At 45.0% G+C, this 18,319-nt stretch carries 14 protein-coding genes; 10 read left to right on the top strand and 4 right to left on the bottom strand.

Annotation, left to right across the window (positions count from 1 at the left end):
• Positions 1 to 256 precede the first annotated feature (256 nt).
• Positions 257 to 445, bottom strand: a complete 189-nt coding sequence (locus NE671_RS13625; protein WP_015526276.1) for a hypothetical protein — start codon at positions 443 to 445, stop codon at positions 257 to 259.
• A gap of 508 nt (positions 446 to 953) precedes the next feature.
• Entirely contained in the window at positions 954 to 1,817 is an 864-nt protein-coding gene (locus NE671_RS13620) for a class I SAM-dependent methyltransferase (RefSeq protein ID WP_092069884.1), read from the bottom strand.
• A gap of 393 nt (positions 1,818 to 2,210) precedes the next feature.
• Here NE671_RS13620 and NE671_RS13615 point away from each other — a divergent pair, with 393 nt between their 5' ends.
• From NE671_RS13615 to NE671_RS13595, 5 genes are all read left to right on the top strand, one after another.
• Positions 2,211 to 3,494 (top strand): hypothetical protein, encoded by a 1,284-nt coding sequence (locus NE671_RS13615; protein WP_021651427.1) that lies wholly within the window; start codon positions 2,211 to 2,213, stop codon positions 3,492 to 3,494.
• A gap of 72 nt (positions 3,495 to 3,566) precedes the next feature.
• Positions 3,567 to 4,967, top strand: coding sequence for a L,D-transpeptidase family protein (locus NE671_RS13610; protein WP_173740517.1), 1,401 nt, complete (start codon positions 3,567 to 3,569; stop codon positions 4,965 to 4,967).
• A gap of 67 nt (positions 4,968 to 5,034) precedes the next feature.
• A complete protein-coding gene (locus NE671_RS13605) occupies positions 5,035 to 6,075 on the top strand; it encodes a D-alanine--D-alanine ligase family protein (RefSeq protein ID WP_173740537.1) in 1,041 nt (346 codons plus the stop codon).
• 64 nt (positions 6,076 to 6,139) lie between these two features.
• Positions 6,140 to 7,528 (top strand): UDP-N-acetylmuramoyl-tripeptide--D-alanyl-D-alanine ligase, encoded by a 1,389-nt coding sequence (locus tag NE671_RS13600; protein ID WP_173740518.1) that lies wholly within the window; start codon positions 6,140 to 6,142, stop codon positions 7,526 to 7,528.
• 149 nt (positions 7,529 to 7,677) lie between these two features.
• Positions 7,678 to 8,277 (top strand): hypothetical protein, encoded by a 600-nt coding sequence (locus NE671_RS13595; RefSeq protein ID WP_059086678.1) that lies wholly within the window; start codon positions 7,678 to 7,680, stop codon positions 8,275 to 8,277.
• A gap of 169 nt (positions 8,278 to 8,446) precedes the next feature.
• Here the strand turns inward: NE671_RS13595 and NE671_RS13590 are convergent, their stop codons facing one another.
• Together NE671_RS13590 and NE671_RS13585 are read right to left on the bottom strand one after the other, a co-directional pair.
• Positions 8,447 to 8,647 (bottom strand): hypothetical protein, encoded by a 201-nt coding sequence (locus NE671_RS13590; protein WP_110103583.1) that lies wholly within the window; start codon positions 8,645 to 8,647, stop codon positions 8,447 to 8,449.
• 32 nt (positions 8,648 to 8,679) lie between these two features.
• Positions 8,680 to 8,946 carry a hypothetical protein gene (locus tag NE671_RS13585; protein ID WP_173740519.1) on the bottom strand — a complete coding sequence of 89 codons (267 nt, stop codon included), beginning with the start codon at positions 8,944 to 8,946 and terminating at the stop codon, positions 8,680 to 8,682.
• Positions 8,947 to 9,173: 227 nt separating this feature from the next.
• Between NE671_RS13585 and NE671_RS13580 the strand changes: the two genes are divergently transcribed.
• The 5 genes from NE671_RS13580 to NE671_RS13560 all read left to right on the top strand — a co-directional run bounded on the left by NE671_RS13580 (position 9,174) and on the right by NE671_RS13560 (position 18,318).
• Positions 9,174 to 11,432: a hydratase gene (locus NE671_RS13580; protein WP_022427347.1), complete on the top strand. Its 2,259-nt coding sequence runs from the start codon at positions 9,174 to 9,176 to the stop codon at positions 11,430 to 11,432.
• Positions 11,433 to 13,726: 2,294 nt separating this feature from the next.
• Positions 13,727 to 14,425 (top strand): RluA family pseudouridine synthase, encoded by a 699-nt coding sequence (locus tag NE671_RS13575; protein WP_092069748.1) that lies wholly within the window; start codon positions 13,727 to 13,729, stop codon positions 14,423 to 14,425.
• Between the two features lie 149 nt (positions 14,426 to 14,574).
• Complete coding sequence (locus tag NE671_RS13570) at positions 14,575 to 15,672, top strand: substrate-binding domain-containing protein (protein WP_173740520.1); 1,098 nt, start codon at positions 14,575 to 14,577, stop codon at positions 15,670 to 15,672.
• A 314-nt stretch (positions 15,673 to 15,986) separates the two neighbouring features.
• Positions 15,987 to 16,295, top strand: coding sequence for a V-type ATPase subunit subunit G family protein (locus tag NE671_RS13565; protein ID WP_022427344.1), 309 nt, complete (start codon positions 15,987 to 15,989; stop codon positions 16,293 to 16,295).
• Between the two features lie 16 nt (positions 16,296 to 16,311).
• Positions 16,312 to 18,318 carry a V-type ATP synthase subunit I gene (locus NE671_RS13560; RefSeq protein WP_173740521.1) on the top strand — a complete coding sequence of 669 codons (2,007 nt, stop codon included), beginning with the start codon at positions 16,312 to 16,314 and terminating at the stop codon, positions 18,316 to 18,318.
• Position 18,319 lies beyond the last annotated feature (1 nt).

Below are 18,319 nucleotides of genomic sequence, written 5' to 3'. Positions count from 1 at the left end.
AATGTAACATAAAGAATCATCTACAAAATGTTCTATCTAAATGGCATTGGGCCGTCTGCCCTTCTCGCGCTCTTCCCCTCCTGGCCACGTCGCTGTTCGGCGTTGTAGTGGGTGTGAATGTTCTGACAGGGTGCGGGATTCGGGGGTGTCGAGAAGGGGAGGCTGTGCCGATCTGTTGGATGGTGGATAATAATAAAAAGGATCTGTAAAAGGCGAGATTTTACAAATAGTTCTGCCTTTTTCAGATCCTTTTTTGTTAGTAATTGTAGGCTCCCTCATAAGCATTGCATCGTTCTTTCCGATGTCCCTGCTCTACACAGGAGCTGCACCGGTCACAAAATTCCTGCTCATAGCAAGTAGAACAGACACATCCCTTACAGGCATCCCGGTCATAAGCCGGCGTGCAGGTAAAAGGAAGAGTATCCTTCGTAGTTTCCGTACTCATAAAGATCACGCTCCTTTTTTCTATATTATAGACCTATCAAAAAAGCGTTTCAATACAAATAATCAGAAAATACAAAAAGATACCTGATAAAAAGTTACTGTTCACTCCGTTTTCAGTAATACGCTTTGTGATGCACAGAATTTATACTGATCGTATAAATTCGCGTGGTATGTCTCGGGCTTTCTGTGACCTTCGCTCACAAAAAACACCTCGCGGGATATTACCAGTGAATAGTAAGGATAAAAATCGGCACAATGCGTCACATCCAACACAGTAGAATCCATCATCCTGCCAATACAGAATCACATCCCAAAACGTCGAACAACGGCGTGGCCAGGAGGGGAAGAGCGCGAGAAGGGGAGACGGCCTTCGCTAACTCCGAGTGCTTCCCCTTCTCGCAACCCTGCCCACGCCAAAGTGTCCCCCTGAAAGGAAAAATCTTCATTTACAGCAGTTTGCAACAGCAGAAAAAAGTGCCAGCTAATAAGGATGCCACAACATCCCTATCCTACCGGGAGGAGCTCCACCGTCCGGATGCTCCGCAAGGAAGCACCAGACCACTTTCTGTTACAGGAAGTCCGATCTCCTGTGACTCTACATTACCCTTCCAGGGCTTCAGCTCTGTAGCAAGCATATAAGTCAGAACAGCCGGTGCAAGACCTGTAGTATAGGAATTTACCAGGAAAAACAGCGGATCATCACTGAGGATCTTCGTACAAAGCTTGATCAGCGGATGGATCGCATCCTCGATCTTCCAGATCTCGCCCTTAGGTCCGCGGCCGTAAGAAGGCGGGTCCATAATGATCGCATCATAATGATTTCCTCTGCGGATCTCACGCTCTACGAACTTCACGCAGTCATCCACAAGCCAGCGGATCGGCGCACCGGAAAGTCCGGAAGCAGCAGCATTCTCTTTTGCCCAGTTCACCATACCCTTGGAAGCGTCCACGTGAGTAACGGAAGCGCCGGCTGCGGCTGCAGCCAGAGTAGCACCGCCGGTATAGGCAAAAAGATTTAAGACCTTGATCGGGCGTCCCGCATTGCGGATCTTTTCACCGAACCAGTCCCAGTTCACAGCCTGCTCCGGGAAAAGTCCTGTATGCTTGAAGCTGAAAGGCTTCAGATTAAAAGTAAGGTCCTTGTAATGAAGCTCCCACTGATGAGGCAGATCAAAGAACTCCCACTCACCGCCGCCACGGCTGCTTCTGTGATAATGTCCGTTCATATGCTTCCAGCCACGGTTTTTGCGGGGAGTATCCCAGATTACCTGCGGGTCCGGACGAACCAGAAGATAATCCCCCCAGCGCTCCAGCTTTTCTCCTTTTGATGTATCAATAACTTCATATTCTTTCCATCCATCTGCAATCCACATGATGATCAATACCTCTTTCATAATAGTAAATTTATAAGATATATATAGCATTTTTATATAGCATTTCCGGAGATTGCTGTACCAGATCCGGATGATCGGGACATGAATCCATAAAAACGCCATAATAATGTTTTTTCCAGTATAGAGGAAAAATGAATGCTGTGCAAGAGAAGTGCAGGATTTTCCACGAAAGATTTGACAACAGCGCTTTTACATACTAAAATGTACGCAGAGATTTTCTGCCGGGGCAGAGGTTTCCCGTTTCCGTGAAACTGTGGCTGTTTTTTGCGGAAGAGATTTTGCAGAGAATTCCTGACAGACAGAAATCGTTAACAGAAGAAACACAGCAACCGCAGATATGAAACTGTGCACAAAAAGAGGAGAAGCAAACTTATGAAAAAATATTGTGAGATGAGCAGGGAAGAGCTACTCGATTTAAAGAAAGAACTTGACCGTGAGTTCGACGAGATCAAAGCCGAAGGTCTGGCACTGGATATGTCCCGTGGTAAACCTGCACCGGATCAGCTTGATCTTTCCATGAAAATGATGGAAGTACTTGCAGGGGATGCAGATCTGAAATGTGAGACCGGTGTGGATTGCCGTAACTATGGAGTCATCGACGGAATCCCGGAAGCCAAGAGACTTCTCGGTGAGATGTCAGAGGTAGAGCCAGAGAACATCATCATCTATGGTAACTCCAGTCTGAACGTAATGTTCGATACCATTGCACGTTCCTATTCCCACGGAGTAATGGGAAATACACCATGGTGCAAGCTTGACAAGGTGAAATTCCTCTGTCCTGTACCAGGATACGACCGTCATTTTCGTATCACAGAATTTTTCGGCATTGAGATGATCAACATTCCGATGTCTCCGGAAGGCCCGGATATGGACATGGTTGAGAAATATGTCAATGAAGATCCGGCAGTAAAAGGAATCTGGTGTGTTCCGAAATATTCCAATCCGCAGGGCTACACCTATTCCGAAGAAACAGTTAAGCGTTTTGCGCATCTGAAGCCGGCTGCACCGGACTTCCGTATTTACTGGGATAACGCTTACAGCATCCATCATCTTTATGATGACAATCAGGATTTCCTTCTTGAGATCCTTGATGAGTGTGCGAAAGCAGGAAATCCGGACATTGTTTATAAATTTACTTCTACCTCCAAGGTAAGCTTCCCTGGTTCCGGTATCGCAGCAGTTGCTGCATCCAAGGCGAACCTGGATGACTTCCGCAAATACATGACTGTACAGACCATCGGACACGACAAACTGAACCAGCTTCGTCACGTTCGTTTCTTCAAAGATATCAACGGATTGCATGAGCATATGAAGAAACACGCAGACATCCTTCGTCCGAAATTCGAGCTTGTTCTCGCAACACTGGATAAAGAGCTTAACGGACTTGGAATCGGTGAGTGGACCAAACCTCACGGCGGATATTTCATTTCCTTTGATTCTATGGAAGGCTGTGCGAAAGCCATCGTTGCCAAAGCAAAAGAAGCAGGCGTTGTTATGACTGGAGCAGGCGCAACCTATCCATATGGAAAGGACCCGAAAGACAGCAATATCCGTATTGCACCAAGCTACCCAAGCGTTGAGGAGCTTGGCAAGGCAGCAGAGGTATTTGTTCTCTGTGTGAAGCTTGTAAGTGTGGAAAAACTTCTGGAGAAATAAATCGATCACATCAGACTGCCCGGTATTTCAGCATGCGTAATACCGGGCAGTCATAACTATTGGAGAGAGCTCATGGATGAGGAAAAAGAAAAAATGAAAACAGGCAAAAAGTTGGTCATTGCACTGATCATGATCCTGCTGATCCTTACAGCAGGGGCTTATGGATATGGTGTACACTATTTTACAGATCATTTTTTGCCGGGATCTCAGGTGAATGGTTTTAACTGCTCCTATAAAACTGCAGATGAAACAGAAAAGCTTCTTGCAAAGGAAGTGCAGGCATATGTTCTTACCGTTGATACAAGAAATAACGGAAAAGAGAGCATTACCGCAAAAGAAGCCGGCCTGGTCTACAAGCCGGATGGCGGAGCCAAAAAGCTGATCAAGAAACAGGCCCGGTACAAATGGTTCCTTGCTTTTAATCAGAAGAAAAAATATACACTGGCAACGGATACTGCTTATGAAGATCAGAACAAGCTGACAGAGGCTGTGAAGAATCTGAAATGCATGCAGAAGGACAATATGGAAAAGCCTGCAGACGCATGCATTAAGGATAATGGCGAAACCTACGAGATCCAGCCGGAAAAAGAAGGAACGACCCTGGATACAAAAAAGGTTCAGAAGGTGATCCGTGCAGCTGTTTCCGCAGGAGACAAAACAGTTAGTCTGGAAAAGAAAAACTGCTACAAAAAACCATCGATATATAAAGACGATGAAGCTCTGAAAAAAGATTGTGACCAGATGAACAAGCTTATCAGCTGCGTGATCACCTATGATTTTTCGGACCGGTCGGAACAGCTTGACCGAAATACCATCAAAGATTGGCTGGTCAGGGACGCAAACGGAGATTATATAGTAAATAAAGATCAGGTTGCAGCTTATGTGAACAGCCTGGGATATAAATATGATACCTTTGGCTGCACGAGGACATTTACCACCTACGATGGCCGCCAGAAAACCATTAAAGGCGGTGATTACGGATGGGCTATCGATCAGACCGCAGAGACTGAATGGCTTTATAATGCCATTCTTGCAGGAACTACAGAAGTGAGACAGCCGGCGTATGCTTACAGCGGACTTTGCAGAGATACCAATGATATCGGAAATACATATGTAGAGATTGACCTGACCAACCAGAGAATGGTATTCTATAAAGACGGACAGCTTCTGGTAGATACACCGGTAGTTACCGGCTGTGTCCGAAAGGGCCATTCCACACCAACAGGATGCTTTGCACTGGATGCCATGCGTTCACCGGCAGTTTTGAAGGGACCTGGATATGCATCACCGGTTACATACTGGATGCCGTTTTCCGGAGGAGTCGGAATCCATGACGCAAGCTGGCGTTCACAGTATGGCGGGCAGTTCTATATCACAAATGGTTCTCATGGCTGTGTAAACACCCCGAAGGATAAGGCGGCAATCATTTATAATAATATTAGTGTAGGAGTACCAATTGTAGTTTATGAATAAGAGATTAAAAGAAATATTAAAAGAATACGAAAAAAGAAAACACAAGATCATCAAGGGAGATGAAAGTATGAATATCGTTGTATTGGCAGGCGGAACCAGTACAGAAAGAGAGATCTCCATCGTAACAGGAACCGGTGTCTGCAAGGCACTTCGTAAAAAAGGTCATAATGCCATTCTTGTAGATATTTTCTGCGGACTGGAGCCGGTGGACTGGGATGAGCCCTTTGGAGATAAAGATTATGAGGTAGATTCTGCGGCAGAGTATATGAGAAGCTTCGATGATGATATCGAAGAGATCAAACGCACAAGAAGAAGCTTTTTCGGACCGAATGTACTGGAATTGTGTCAGGCAGCAGACATTGTATTTATGGGACTTCACGGTTCCAACGGAGAGGATGGAAAGGTTCAGGCAACCTTCGATCTTCTGGGGATCCGTTACACAGGAACCGGATATTTAAGCAGTGCCCTTGCTATGGATAAGGGCCTCACCAAGAAGATCTTTCTCATGGATCAGGTACCGACACCGAAGGGCGTTTCCATGCTGAAAGAAAACCGTACAAGAAACATCCATGATCTTGGTATGGAATTTCCTGTTGTTGTAAAAACATGCTGCGGTGGTTCCAGCGTAGGTGTTTATATTGTAAACAACCAGAAAGAATATGAGGATGCCATTGATGGTGCTTATTCTTATGAAGATGAGGTAGTTGTTGAAGAGTATATCAGGGGTCGTGAGTTTTCCGTTGCAGTTGTAGACGGAAAGGCTTATCCGATCATCGAGATCGCACCGAAGCAGGGCTTTTATGATTACAAGAACAAATATCAGGCAGGCTCCACAGTAGAAACCTGTCCGGCTGAGATCTCACCGGAACTGACTGAGAAGATGCAGCATTATGCGGAAGCTGGCGCAAAGGCTCTCTGCATTGAGGGCTATGCACGTTTTGACTTCATGATGAAAGAAAATGGTGATATGTACTGCCTGGAGGCAAACACACTTCCGGGAATGACACCCACCAGTCTGATCCCTCAGGAAGCAAAGGTCCTGGGAATCGACTATCCGGACCTCTGTGAAGAACTGATCCGCATTTCTTTTAAGAAATACAGCAAATAAAATATCTGACCGTAACTCCTCCTGTTGACAGGAGGAGTTTCTGGCAAAAGAAAGGATTTTATTCATGAAAAATCTTACATTGGAAAATATCACAAAAGTCTGCAATGGTATTTACCACGGCCCGCAGGAAAAACTTCAGGAGGAAGTGACTGCGATCACAACGGACAGCCGTAAGGTGGAAAAAGGAGGCCTTTTTGTACCGGTAGTAGGAGAGCGTGTGGATGCTCACCGTTTTATCCCGCAGGTAATGGAAGCAGGTGCACTCGCGACCTTATCCGAGAGAACTCTTGAAGGGGCGGATCATCCGTATATCCAGGTAGGCTCCTCCCTTCAGGCAGTAAAAGACATTGCGGAGTTTTATCTGGAGCAGCTTGATATTCCGGTTGTGGGAATCACAGGAAGCGTTGGAAAGACCAGCACAAAAGAGGTGATTGCCTCTGTGCTGAAGGAAAAATACCGTACACTGAAAACCCAGGGGAATTTCAACAATGAGCTGGGACTTCCACTGACAGTATTCCGCCTTCGTGATGAAGATGAGATCGCAGTTCTGGAAATGGGAATCAGTGATTTCGGTGAGATGACCCGTCTTGCAAAGATCGCAAAACCGGACACCTGCGTGATCACAAACATCGGAACCTGCCATCTGGAAAACCTTGGGGACAGAGACGGCGTCCTGAAGGCAAAAACAGAGATTTTTCAGTATGTGAAGAGAAATATCGTACTTAACGGTGATGATGATAAGCTTTCCACAGTAAAGGAATACAACGGTATGCAGCCGGTATTTTTCGGAAACGGAGAAAATGCTTCTGTTACCTGTGAAAATGTGGAAAGCCGTGGCCTGAAGGGAATGAGCTGTGACATCTGTCTGAAGGGAAAAATGGCAGAGAACGGAGAGTTCCAGATATTCCATGTAGATATTCCAATACCGGGACGTCATATGGTATCCAATGCACTGGCAGCAGCAGCTGTGGGCAGACTTTACGGACTGAATGCAGAGCAGATCAAAAATGGCATCGAAAGCCTGGAACCGGTCAGCGGAAGATTCAATATGATCGAGACCGATAAATTCATGATCGTAGATGACTGCTACAACGCAAATCCCATGTCCATGAAGGCGTCCCTGGATGTTCTTCAGGACGGACTTGGAAGAAAGGTTGCCATCCTTGGCGATATGGGTGAGCTTGGAACGGATGAAGCTGCACTTCATGAAGGTGTAGGCGTTCATGCAGGTCAGTGCAGGATCGATGCATGCATCTGCGTAGGACCACTTGCAGCCCATATCGCGGAAAAAGCATCTCAGACCAATCCGGACTTGACAGTCATCCGGGAAAAAGATCTGGAAAGCCTTCTTAAGAACCTGAACACATATGTGAAACCTGGAGATACCATCCTCGTAAAGGCTTCTCACTTCATGAAATTTGAAAATGTAGTCAAAGCACTGCAGGAAATGTAAAAAGACCGAAAACAGGGGCAGCATTTGACGAACGAAAATTCTTTCCAGTTAAGTTATATAGAAGTATAATATTCCTAAGGCGATGAGCAGTGCGGCTAAAGAACAAAAGCACGCTCAGGCACTGTGCGGCAGTGAAAAAGGGAGGGCTTATGCTGGAGATGATCATGAAGCTGAACATCCCGCTTTACGTCATGACATCCATGGGATGTATCGGCGGTCTGGGGATGCTGGCAACAAACCTTACCTACCGAAGAATGATCCGAAATACGCAGCGATTACAGAATCTCAAAGAAAAATGGCTGAACCTGTGGAAGTCAAGGGACAGGCTCTGGCATCGGATGAACCGATTTGTATGGTATCCGTCACTGTTTTGTACATTTCTTCTGGGACTGTCTGTTTTTCTCAACAGCAGACTGGGATACAGGGAAGGATTGTCTATGCTTTATCTTTATATAGGGGCGGCAGTGCCGGTAGTACTGCTTCTTCTTCGCCAGGCATTGGACTTTTCTTATAAGGAAGAGCTTGTGATGGCTACTCTTGCAGATTATGTGGAACAGGTCCGTACCTGGGTGGAGGAAGTACCGGTCGCAGAAAAGCCGGATCCTGTTCTGCAGGAAGAAATCGTAGATAAGATCACCAGAAGTATCCGTCAGACGGCTGCTACCGGAAGTCACTTCAGCAAGATGCTTTCTCCGGAGGAGGAAGAGATCATGCGGGAGATCATACGGGAATTTATGAATGCAGAGTAAAAACATATCCCGGTATATTTGAGAAAATACAGAAATGTACACAAAGATATTCCGGAATAAGGGAACCGGATGCAAAAAAACTCTCCGGCAGATACGATTCTCTGTATCCGCCGGAGAGTTTTTTATGTATGCAGTTGTGTAAGATAAGGAATTTATCAGCTATACTGCATCAACCCATGGAGATCGGGCCGCCACGGAGCTTGCCGGCTGTGGTGATCCTCTTGATCGCAACCATGTAAGCTGCCATACGGAGCGTTACGTTTTTCTCCTGGCTGAGAGCATAAACTTCATTAAAGGCAGTAAGCATGATCTTCTGAAATATACCTCCCAGATTGGGGATTTCTGAAAAAAGAGGACGCAGGATAAGCATCCGTGGCTTTCCTGCGTCCTTTTATATGTTACTCAGTCTTCCTCGATCACCTGGATCTCCAGGTAGTCGAATTCAATATGTTCAATGAAATTATCCTGATAAAAGCGGGCCTTATCATGCTTTTTGAAATCCCGCACTGTGGCATCCAGCCAAATAGGATTTCCCAGATCCATCTGATAACAGATTTCCTCAAGTCCGTGAAAGATCTTGTGGGTTCTGGTATCATCGCTGCCATCACAGACAACGGTGTCCTGAAGCATGCGATTGTCTTTCCATATTTTTCCCCATAAACGAAACATAAACAGTACCTCCGTATTGAAACTGCCACAGCCGGCAGAATATGAATATCCGTTCGATATGATCTTCAGTATAGCGGATTTTGCAGGGAAAGTAAAGCACAGGGCAATAACGCTTGTACGCAAAACAATGCACCAGGTGTGTTCACTTTTATTGACTAATGTGTAAAAATCCTCTATAATAAACGAAATTATGAAAAAAAGAATCATTACAGATTGGAGGAACCGAAATGAAACTTTACGATACCGGCGTTTATCTTCAGAACGGACAGGAAATCATTCCCGAGAACCAGGCTGATCTGCCTGTAGCGAAAGAAGAGGCTGCTAAGAATACCATCGCATATTCTATTCTCAAGGCTCATAATAAATCCGATAACATGGAGAAACTTCAGATCAAATTTGATAAACTGACTTCCCATGATATCACATTTGTGGGAATCATCCAGACTGCAAGAGCTTCAGGACTTGAGAAGTTCCCGGTACCATATGTACTGACCAACTGCCATAACTCCCTCTGTGCAGTAGGCGGAACCATCAATGAAGATGACCACATGTTTGGTCTCACCTGTGCCAAAAAGTACGGCGGAGTTTATGTACCGCCTCATCAGGCAGTTATCCATCAGTTTGCAAGAGAAATGCTTGCAGGCGGCGGAAAGATGATCCTCGGCTCCGACAGTCATACAAGATACGGAGCACTTGGAACCATGGCTATGGGAGAGGGCGGACCGGAGCTTGTAAAACAGCTTCTCTGCCAGACATACGATATTAATATGCCAGGAGTAGTTGCTATTTATCTGAAAGGTGCTCCACGTCCGGGTGTAGGACCGCAGGATGTTGCGCTTGCCATCATCGGCGAGGTTTTTGCCAACGGCTATGTGAAGAATAAGGTTATGGAGTTCGTTGGACCAGGCGTTGCCAGCTTAAGCGCAGATTTCCGTATCGGTGTTGATGTTATGACAACAGAAACCACATGTCTTTCCTCCATCTGGCAGACAGATGCGAAGATCGAGGAATTCTATGCGATCCACGGAAGACCGGAGGATTACAAAGAACTGAAACCGGGCAACGTTGCATACTATGACGGCTGTGTAGAGATCGACCTCAGTGAGATCAAACCAATGATCGCAATGCCGTTCCACCCAAGTAACACCTACACCATCGATGAGCTGAAGGCAAACCTTGACGATATCCTTGCAGATGTGGAGAAGAGAGCACAGGTAAGCCTTGACGGAAAGATTCCGTTCACATTGAGAGACAAGGTAGTTGATGGCAAGCTTTATGTTGAGCAGGGAATCATCGCCGGCTGTGCAGGCGGTGGATTCGAGAATATCTGCGCTGCAGCAGATATCCTCAAGGGCAAAAATATCGGCCATGATGCCTTCACCTTAAGTGTATATCCGGCAAGTACTCCAATCTACATGGAACTGGCTAAGAATGGTGTTCTTGCAGAACTGATCGGAACAGGCGCAGTTGTGAAAACTGCATTCTGCGGACCGTGCTTCGGCGCCGGAGATACACCTGCAAACAATGCATTCAGTATCCGTCATACAACCAGAAACTTCCCGAACCGTGAAGGCTCCAAGATCCAGAACGGTCAGATCTCTTCGGTTGCACTTATGGATGCACGTTCCATTGCAGCTACAGCAGCAAACAAGGGATTCCTTACCTCAGCAGAGGAGTTTGACGGAAGCTATTCCGAGCATAAATACTACTTCGATAAGTCTATCTACGAGAACCGTGTATTTGACAGCAAGGGCGTGGCAGATCCAAGCGTAGAGATCCAGTTTGGACCGAATATCAAAGACTGGCCGGAGATGGCTGCACTTGCAGACAACCTGATCCTGAAGGTTGTTTCCGAGATCCACGATCCGGTTACTACCACTGACGAGCTGATCCCGTCTGGCGAGACATCTTCCTACCGTTCCAATCCGCTTGGACTTGCAGAGTTCACACTGTCCAGAAAGGATCCGGCTTATGTTGGCCGTGCAAAAGAGATCCAGGCAGCACAGAAGGCGATCCAGGCAGGTAACTGCCCGGCAGAGGCTGTTCCGGAACTGAAACCGGTTATGGAAACCATCCATAAATCCTACCCGGATGTTGACAAGACAAACCTTGGTGTAGGAAGCACCATCTTTGCAGTGAAACCGGGCGATGGCTCTGCCAGAGAGCAGGCTGCATCCTGCCAGAAGGTACTTGGCGGCTGGGCAAACATTGCCAATGAGTATGCAACCAAGAGATATCGTTCCAATCTGATCAACTGGGGTATGCTTCCATTCCTGATCCCGTCCGGAGATCTTCCGTTCAAGAACGGTGATTACCTGTTCTTCCCGGGAATCCGTAAGGCAGTTGAGGAAAAGGCAGACGTGATCAAGGGATATACTGTTGAAGGTGATTCTTTGAAGGAGTTCGATGTAACTCTGGGTGAGCTGACAGATGATGAGAGAGAGATCATCCTTAAGGGTTGTCTGATCAATTATAATCGTAAATAGATGCAGGGATTGAACACATATAGAGCGTGAAGGTGATGGAAGTGTGTTCATGAATATGCTGCAGAGCGGAATATAGTAATTTAAGAATTTCCGTGTTGTTTTGCAGACTGGTGACCGTTTTGATCGAGGTCGCCGGTCTGCTTTTTTACTTTTAGAGGTGTGGTTGTGGGGAGTTTTTAGGGTTGTGGATACTTATGACGATGCGGACGCGTGAGGTGTCCTGTGGGGAGCAGAGGCTGTCGTTTCGCCTGGTCATACTAAGCGTCTGAGGCAACCTGTGAAAAGTCCGGCCCATAACTCGCCATGTACGCTGATGCGTACCTGGCTCAGACAGATGGGCCTTATTCTGCGGCCTGTATCCGCAGAATACCTTTCCACAGGTCACCTCAGCCGCCAAGTATGACCAAAGGCTCACTCCGAAGCCCCTGCTCCCCACAGGACACCTCACGCTGACATTCCCAGAGACAAACCCCAGCCCCGGTAAAAATATCAAGAAAAGCTCAATAAATGATGACCGTCTCAACACTCTTCGTTATTTAATTTTTCTTCTTCTTCGTTCTTTCGAATAAAGTTTATCTCAATCCCCTGCAAACATTGTAAAGTACAAACATTGCAATGTTTGCAGTGCCAATACAGTCACACAGAAACTTTTCTAACTAATTTTCCATGTTCGAAAGTCAGGGCGGGAAGGACGGGCGGGGCGGGTGACTCTGCAGGAGTCGTAGTACTTCTTAGGCCGCGGGGAGGCTGCGTTGCTGGAAAAATCCCAGCTGTTTGAGCGTAAGCGAGTTCTGGGATTTTTTCAGCGGTTTTAGCAGAATCCCTGCAGCCTTAGAAGCACTAGACCTCCGAAGCCTCACCCGCCCCGCCCGTCCTTCACGGCCGTCCGTTCGCGACATACCCTACCTTCACAACTTCACAATAGTACAAATTAACAGAAAATAATAAAAAACACAAACAAATTATAAAATATAAACACCTAATAAAACAAATAAATAAAAATAATAGCATAAAAACACAAAAATGTATTGACAAATACCCGCAACGATGTTATTATAAGACCATCAAAAACAACAAGAGAAAAACAAAAAAGAAAATCATTCAATTCATAGCATAGATGCACATGAAGGATGAAGAAAGGAAAAGGTGATTCCAGTGGGAACATAAACAAACACCATCATCAATATGAGAGTGACAGGAACCGGATTTCCTGCAAGAAAGACCTGATACAGATCACATATGATACACCTTAAGAAAACAGAAGTTTCTTTTATGAAATATAAATAAGATCCTCTTAAATCTTACTTATATTTTAAGAAATCAGAAACAAAAGGAAATCAGTATTTCAGGTAATATAGAATCGGTAACTCATATTGAACAACTGTCACACACCTGATACAAAGATTTCAGGAAATATGTAAAGAAATATTTCCCGAAAGAGTAAAACCCTCAACTCACCGGTTCGTTGGAAAGAAGAGATTCCAAGAACAAACGTGAAGATGAGAACGATACTTTGAAATGCATATCAGAACCATTAGGATATGGATTGAAGCTTTGCATCAGAAGAATATCTGAGAGGATATTAAAAACAGAAGAATCGGGCAGGAACTTTTTTCCAGGATACTTTAAAGAACTGCAGAGGAGAAAATCCCAATAGGTCGATTTGAATCAGCAGATCGCAAAGTACAGAGATAACAAATGGTTTTGAATTTAAGAAGTTAAGTCCAGAATTGTTTAGTGAACAGGAAAAAGTATAACCACCGAAATTCTTCAGATAAACAGAAAATCAAACATCGTAAAAAATGATTTCTGATCTATAAAACTTTCTAAATAATCGAAGAGATATACTTACATATATCAGTCGTTTATGAGCAGGAAATAAAAAAGAAGAGAGAATCTGAAAAAGAAAAATTTCAAAATTGAATAAAGAGAATCGAAATTATTTTATAAAGTATATAAAATCAAAGATTTCGATTGATAAGTATAATAAGTATAACAAGAAAACTTTATTCGAAAGAACGAAGAGGAAGAAAAATTGAATAACGAAGAGTGTTGAGACGGTCATCATTTTTGGAAACTGTAAAAGTAAAAAAAGTGATGACCGTCTCGTTGTGTATATAAGATTGCATATATTAAGTATATAACCGTTCCGAAAAGTCCTGGATAAAATAATATGATCCGAGCAGAGAGCAAAATTTTCGATCAGAGATTTTTCCGAACAGTTATATTTATCAGTTGCCATCAAAAACATCATCAGTTATACTTCTGTGAGAAAGGAAGTAAGATGAGAAAATATGTGGAATTATCAGATTGAAGAAAATATTTTATATGAAGACAAAGAGATCCTTGTGTGCAGAAAAACAGCAGGAATGCCGGTGCAGGCAGCAAAAATAGGAACAATGGATATGGAAAGTGCCCTGAAAAATTATCTGGCACAAAAAACACCGGGAAAGATCCCATATCTGGGAGTAGTACATCGCCTTGATCAGCCGGTAGAAGGCATTCTTGTATTTGCGAAAACATCCGAAGCAGCAGGAAATTTGAGTAAACAGATGATGGCAGGAGGCGCCGGAAAATATTACCTGGCAGTAACAGAGGGAAAAGCAAAGAGCTCAGAAGGGACTCTTACAGACTATCTGAAAAAAAATGGAAAAGCCAACATGTCTCAGGTGGTGTCTGCCAATACACCGGGAGCAAAAAAAGCGATCCTTCACTATAAAGTTCTGGATCAGCAGGAGATAAACGGAAAATCCCGGACACTTCTTAAGATCAGGCTGGAAACAGGTCGGCATCATCAGATTCGTGTGCAGCTTTCTCATGAGGGACTGCCCCTTCTCGGAGACCGGAAATATAATCCTTCGGGAGAAAAAGGTACATCACTGGGACTTTGTTCCAGTTGTCTGGAATTCAAACACCCCAGAACAGGAAAAATGATGAAGTTTGAAACAGAGCCACAAGGAAGCGCGTTTCTGGATTTTGTAAAAAAAGTGTAAAAACTCTGGACGGAAATACGAAAAAGTGTATAATGTAAAAAGCAAGTAACCAAATGTAAGATTTTTGTAAAGTATAAGTTACTGTGGATGGACAAGGCAGACGATAAAGAACATAGAGAACAGTAACCAGCGAGGAAGAGGAGATTACAATGAAAAGAGCTGCAGTAGCGTCAGCAGCCTTGTTGGCTGTGGCAACCCTGCTGACAGGCTGTCAGAAAGAAGAAGTAGAAAAGCTTGTTGCACCGATTGTAGCAGATGTCCAGGAAACCCCTGAAGCAACCGAAGTGGAAGAAGAAAAAAGCCCGCTGATCCCTGAGATCGATGACACTCTTTCTATTGAAGAAGGTGCCAGAATAGCTGTTGTCAGCAAAAGCAAAAAAGGCGAGTTCTGGAATAAAGTAAAAGAAGGAATGGAAGCTGCTGTCAAGGACGTAAATGAAGCGTATGGTTTCAAAAAAGACAAGCAGATCACGATGACCTTTGAGGGTCCGGATGATGAAGAGGACGTAGAAAGTCAGATCAATACTCTTGATGCAGTGATCGCTGAGAATCCAGCTGTAGTGTGTCTTTCTGCCGGAGATATGGATTCCTGTCAGGCACAGCTGGAAGCAGCGAAAGAGAACGGAATTCCGGTGGTCGCATTTGATTCCAATGTCAGTGATACAAAGCTGGTCAGAGCTTTCCGTGGAACAGACAATACACAGATCGGCAAATATGCAGCATATAAGCTTGGCAGCGCCATTGGAAAAATGGGAAATGTGGCTGTTTTTTCCGCACAGGAGAAAACACAGAGCGCTCAGGAACGTGTAAAGGGATTTCTGGATAATATTGCAAATTATACGGATATTAAAGTGGTGGAAACCGTATATTCTGACCAGGTTGATGATATGAAGGAAGCCATGAAGGAAGTTCTGGATAAATATCCGGCACTGGATGGTGTTTTCTGTACCAATGCCGAGGTTTCTGAAATGTTTCTGGAGGTAAATAAGGACGCAGGAGAAAATAAAGTTGCTATGGTAGGCGTAGATGCAACCAGCAAACAGCAGGAAGCGATCCAGAAAGGGGAAGAACTGGGAGTGCTTTCACAGAATCCTTATGCGATGGGATATCAGACCATGTGGGCGGCTATTCAGTCTACTGCACCGAAGAAGGAAACAAAGATTGATAAGAAGGTTTTACTTGATCCGATATGGATCGATGCTGAGAATATCAAAAGCGAAGACATTGCAAATTACCTGTACAATTAACAAATAGAACAGATAGCCACTGTAGGTCGGGTGAATAGGTTAGTCCGCATTCACCGTCTGTTCATAATTGAAAGCCATCAGTCCGATGAAGATGTAAAAAACATTTTCATCGGACTGATGGCTTTTTTTGAATAAAAATAAAAAATATGAATAGAATAAACAAATAAAAAGTGTGCGAAAAAATGGCAAAAATATAACGAATTTGACGATTTTTTGACACAAAACAAATATATTTCTCGTTAAATTGCATAATAAACATTGTTTTAACAAAACAATTGTGGTACAATTTGGATATGCAGAGAGGCGGTGATCAGATGATCCAGGAAACGATCAAGGCAGTGAAAGAGGCGGAGGCAAAAGCACAGCAGAAGATAAAGGATGCATCCGTCCGTGCACAGAGTATCATCAGCGAAGCTGAGAAAGAGGCAGAGAATATTATCAGAAAGGCGGAAACAGCCGCCGGCGAACAGGCGGCATCTGATATGAAAGCAGCCGAAGAACGTGCACACAGTACAGAGAACACTGTCGTTGGACAGGCGGAGGAAGAGCTTGCAGCTTTGAAAAAGAAAGCGGAGTCGAAGCACGAGCAGGCGATCCAGACAGTAATGGACAGTTTGTTCTGAGAGGGGGAGTGCGAAAATGGCAGTATTGCAGATGCAGCGAATCAGTATCTGCGCAATGAAAAAGAACCGTAAGGCCATATTGGAAGAACTGCAGTCACTTGGAGTATTGGAGATCGATGCAGCGGAATTGGATTCGGAGCTTAAGACGATGGATACTATGAATGCCCGGCTGATCTTTGAGAAGAACGCATCCCTTTGTGATCAGGCAATCGAAATACTGGATGAATTTTCGAAGGAAAAGCAATCCATGCTGGCATCCCTGGCAGGGAAACCGCTGATCGGAAGGAAGCAGGAGGAAGAAGCTATCCGGGATCAGGAAGAGATCCTGAGAACAGCCAGAGAAATCCAGGGATACCGGAAGAAGCTTACAGAGAACAGTGCGGCGGCAGTTAAGCTCGAGCAGCAGGAAGCAGCTCTTGCTCCATGGCTGAAGCTGGATATTCCGATGAACTTCAGTGGTACAGCGAAAGCAGCGGTACTTGTGGGAAGTATTGACGGAAATATAACTCTGGATCAGGTATACAGTCAGCTGGCAGCGGATGCACCACAGCTTGAAGCCTTTGACATCCGGGAAATCTCAAATGATGCCGGTAAGCTGAGCCTGGTGGTTGTCTGCCTGAAAGCACAGGCACAGGAACTGGAAGAAGCGCTTCGGATGCAGGGGTTTGCAAGACCGGCACAGCTGGTATCAGAGGTTCCGGCACAGGAGCTGGAGAACCTTAAAAATGAAGTGGTACGCATTCAGGAAGAGTCCGAACAGATTCGGGAACAGATACGCGCTCTTCACGACAGGAAGAGCTCTCTTCAGATTTTGTCCGATTATTTCCGGATCCGTGCACAGAAATATGAGGTATTAGGACAGCTCCGCCAGTCGGAGAGCACTTTTTTTGTGACAGGATATCTTCCGAAGAAACAGGTTTCTGCAATGGAGAAACGGCTTACGGAGAAGTACGATATTGTTTTTGAAGCAGAAGATGCTGAGGGAGAAAATGTTCCGGTTGCCCTTCAGAACGGTAAATTCGGAGCAGCAGGAGAGGGAGTTCTGGCAGCATTTGGTCTTCCCGGAAAGGGAGAGATCGATCCTTCCATGATCATGACAGCCTGCTATGTATTTCTTTTCGGACTGATGCTGTCAGACGCAGCATATGGACTGATCGTCTTTGCAGTCTGTCTGGGAGTACTTCTGAAGTTCCCCAGGATGGAGAGCGGAATGCAGAAATCCATCCGGCTTTTTATGTACTGTGGATTGTCCACTTTGTTCTGGGGCGTGATGTTTGGCGGATATTTCGGAGATTTTATCGATGTATTTTCGAAGGTATATCTGCACAGGCCGGTCACGGTGAAGCCGGTATGGTTTGCACCGTTAAATGAGCCAATGAGACTTCTGGTGTTCTCCATGCTGTTTGGTCTGATCCATATGTTTCTGGGAATGGGTCTTAAGGGCTACATGCTGTTACGTGACAGAAAATATCTCGACTTTTTCTGTGACGTAGTACTCTGGTTCCTGCTTCTTATGGGACTGATCCTGATCTTTATCCCAAGCAGCATGTTCCGTTCTATTTCTCAGATGGATCTGAACCTTTCACCGGCAGTGATACAGGTCGGAAAATGGATGGCGATCATCGGTGCGGTGGGAATTCTCTTCATGTCAGGAAGAGATAAGAAGAATCCGTTCCTGAGGCTGGCGCTTGGAGCCTATGATCTTTACAATATCACGGGATGGGTCAGTGATATCCTTTCCTATTCCAGACTTCTGGCCCTGGGACTTGCCACCGGAGTTATCGCATCGGTTATGAACCAGATGGGAAGTATGCTGGGAGACAGTATTCTGGGATGGATCGTATTTATTCTTGTATTTGTGATTGGTCATATCTTTAACCTTCTGATCAATCTTCTGGGTGCATACGTGCACACCTGCCGATTACAGTACGTAGAGTTTTTCGGCAAATTCTTTGAGGGCGGAGGAAAAGAGTTCCACCCATTCCGCGAAAATACAAAATATGTAGATATTAAGGAGGATTAAT

It is taken from the genome of Blautia sp. DFI.9.10, assembly GCF_024461705.1.
In the GTDB taxonomy this organism is placed as follows: Bacteria; Bacillota; Clostridia; order Lachnospirales; family Lachnospiraceae; genus Blautia_A; species Blautia_A fusiformis.
This window is presented reverse-complemented; position numbering and strand designations above follow the sequence as displayed.

Coding starts and splice junctions, on each gene's coding strand:
- NE671_RS13575 (WP_092069748.1), top strand. CDS start 13,727: ATGTGGAATTATCAGATTGAAGAAAATATTTTATATGAAGACAAAGAG.
- NE671_RS13625 (WP_015526276.1), bottom strand. CDS start 445: ATGAGTACGGAAACTACGAAGGATACTCTTCCTTTTACCTGCACGCCG.
- NE671_RS13560 (WP_173740521.1), top strand. CDS start 16,312: ATGGCAGTATTGCAGATGCAGCGAATCAGTATCTGCGCAATGAAAAAG.
- NE671_RS13565 (WP_022427344.1), top strand. CDS start 15,987: ATGATCCAGGAAACGATCAAGGCAGTGAAAGAGGCGGAGGCAAAAGCA.
- NE671_RS13615 (WP_021651427.1), top strand. CDS start 2,211: ATGAAAAAATATTGTGAGATGAGCAGGGAAGAGCTACTCGATTTAAAG.
- NE671_RS13580 (WP_022427347.1), top strand. CDS start 9,174: ATGAAACTTTACGATACCGGCGTTTATCTTCAGAACGGACAGGAAATC.
- NE671_RS13595 (WP_059086678.1), top strand. CDS start 7,678: ATGCTGGAGATGATCATGAAGCTGAACATCCCGCTTTACGTCATGACA.
- NE671_RS13570 (WP_173740520.1), top strand. CDS start 14,575: ATGAAAAGAGCTGCAGTAGCGTCAGCAGCCTTGTTGGCTGTGGCAACC.
- NE671_RS13605 (WP_173740537.1), top strand. CDS start 5,035: ATGAATATCGTTGTATTGGCAGGCGGAACCAGTACAGAAAGAGAGATC.
- NE671_RS13610 (WP_173740517.1), top strand. CDS start 3,567: ATGGATGAGGAAAAAGAAAAAATGAAAACAGGCAAAAAGTTGGTCATT.
- NE671_RS13590 (WP_110103583.1), bottom strand. CDS start 8,647: ATGCTTATCCTGCGTCCTCTTTTTTCAGAAATCCCCAATCTGGGAGGT.
- NE671_RS13585 (WP_173740519.1), bottom strand. CDS start 8,946: ATGTTTCGTTTATGGGGAAAAATATGGAAAGACAATCGCATGCTTCAG.
- NE671_RS13620 (WP_092069884.1), bottom strand. CDS start 1,817: ATGTGGATTGCAGATGGATGGAAAGAATATGAAGTTATTGATACATCA.
- NE671_RS13600 (WP_173740518.1), top strand. CDS start 6,140: ATGAAAAATCTTACATTGGAAAATATCACAAAAGTCTGCAATGGTATT.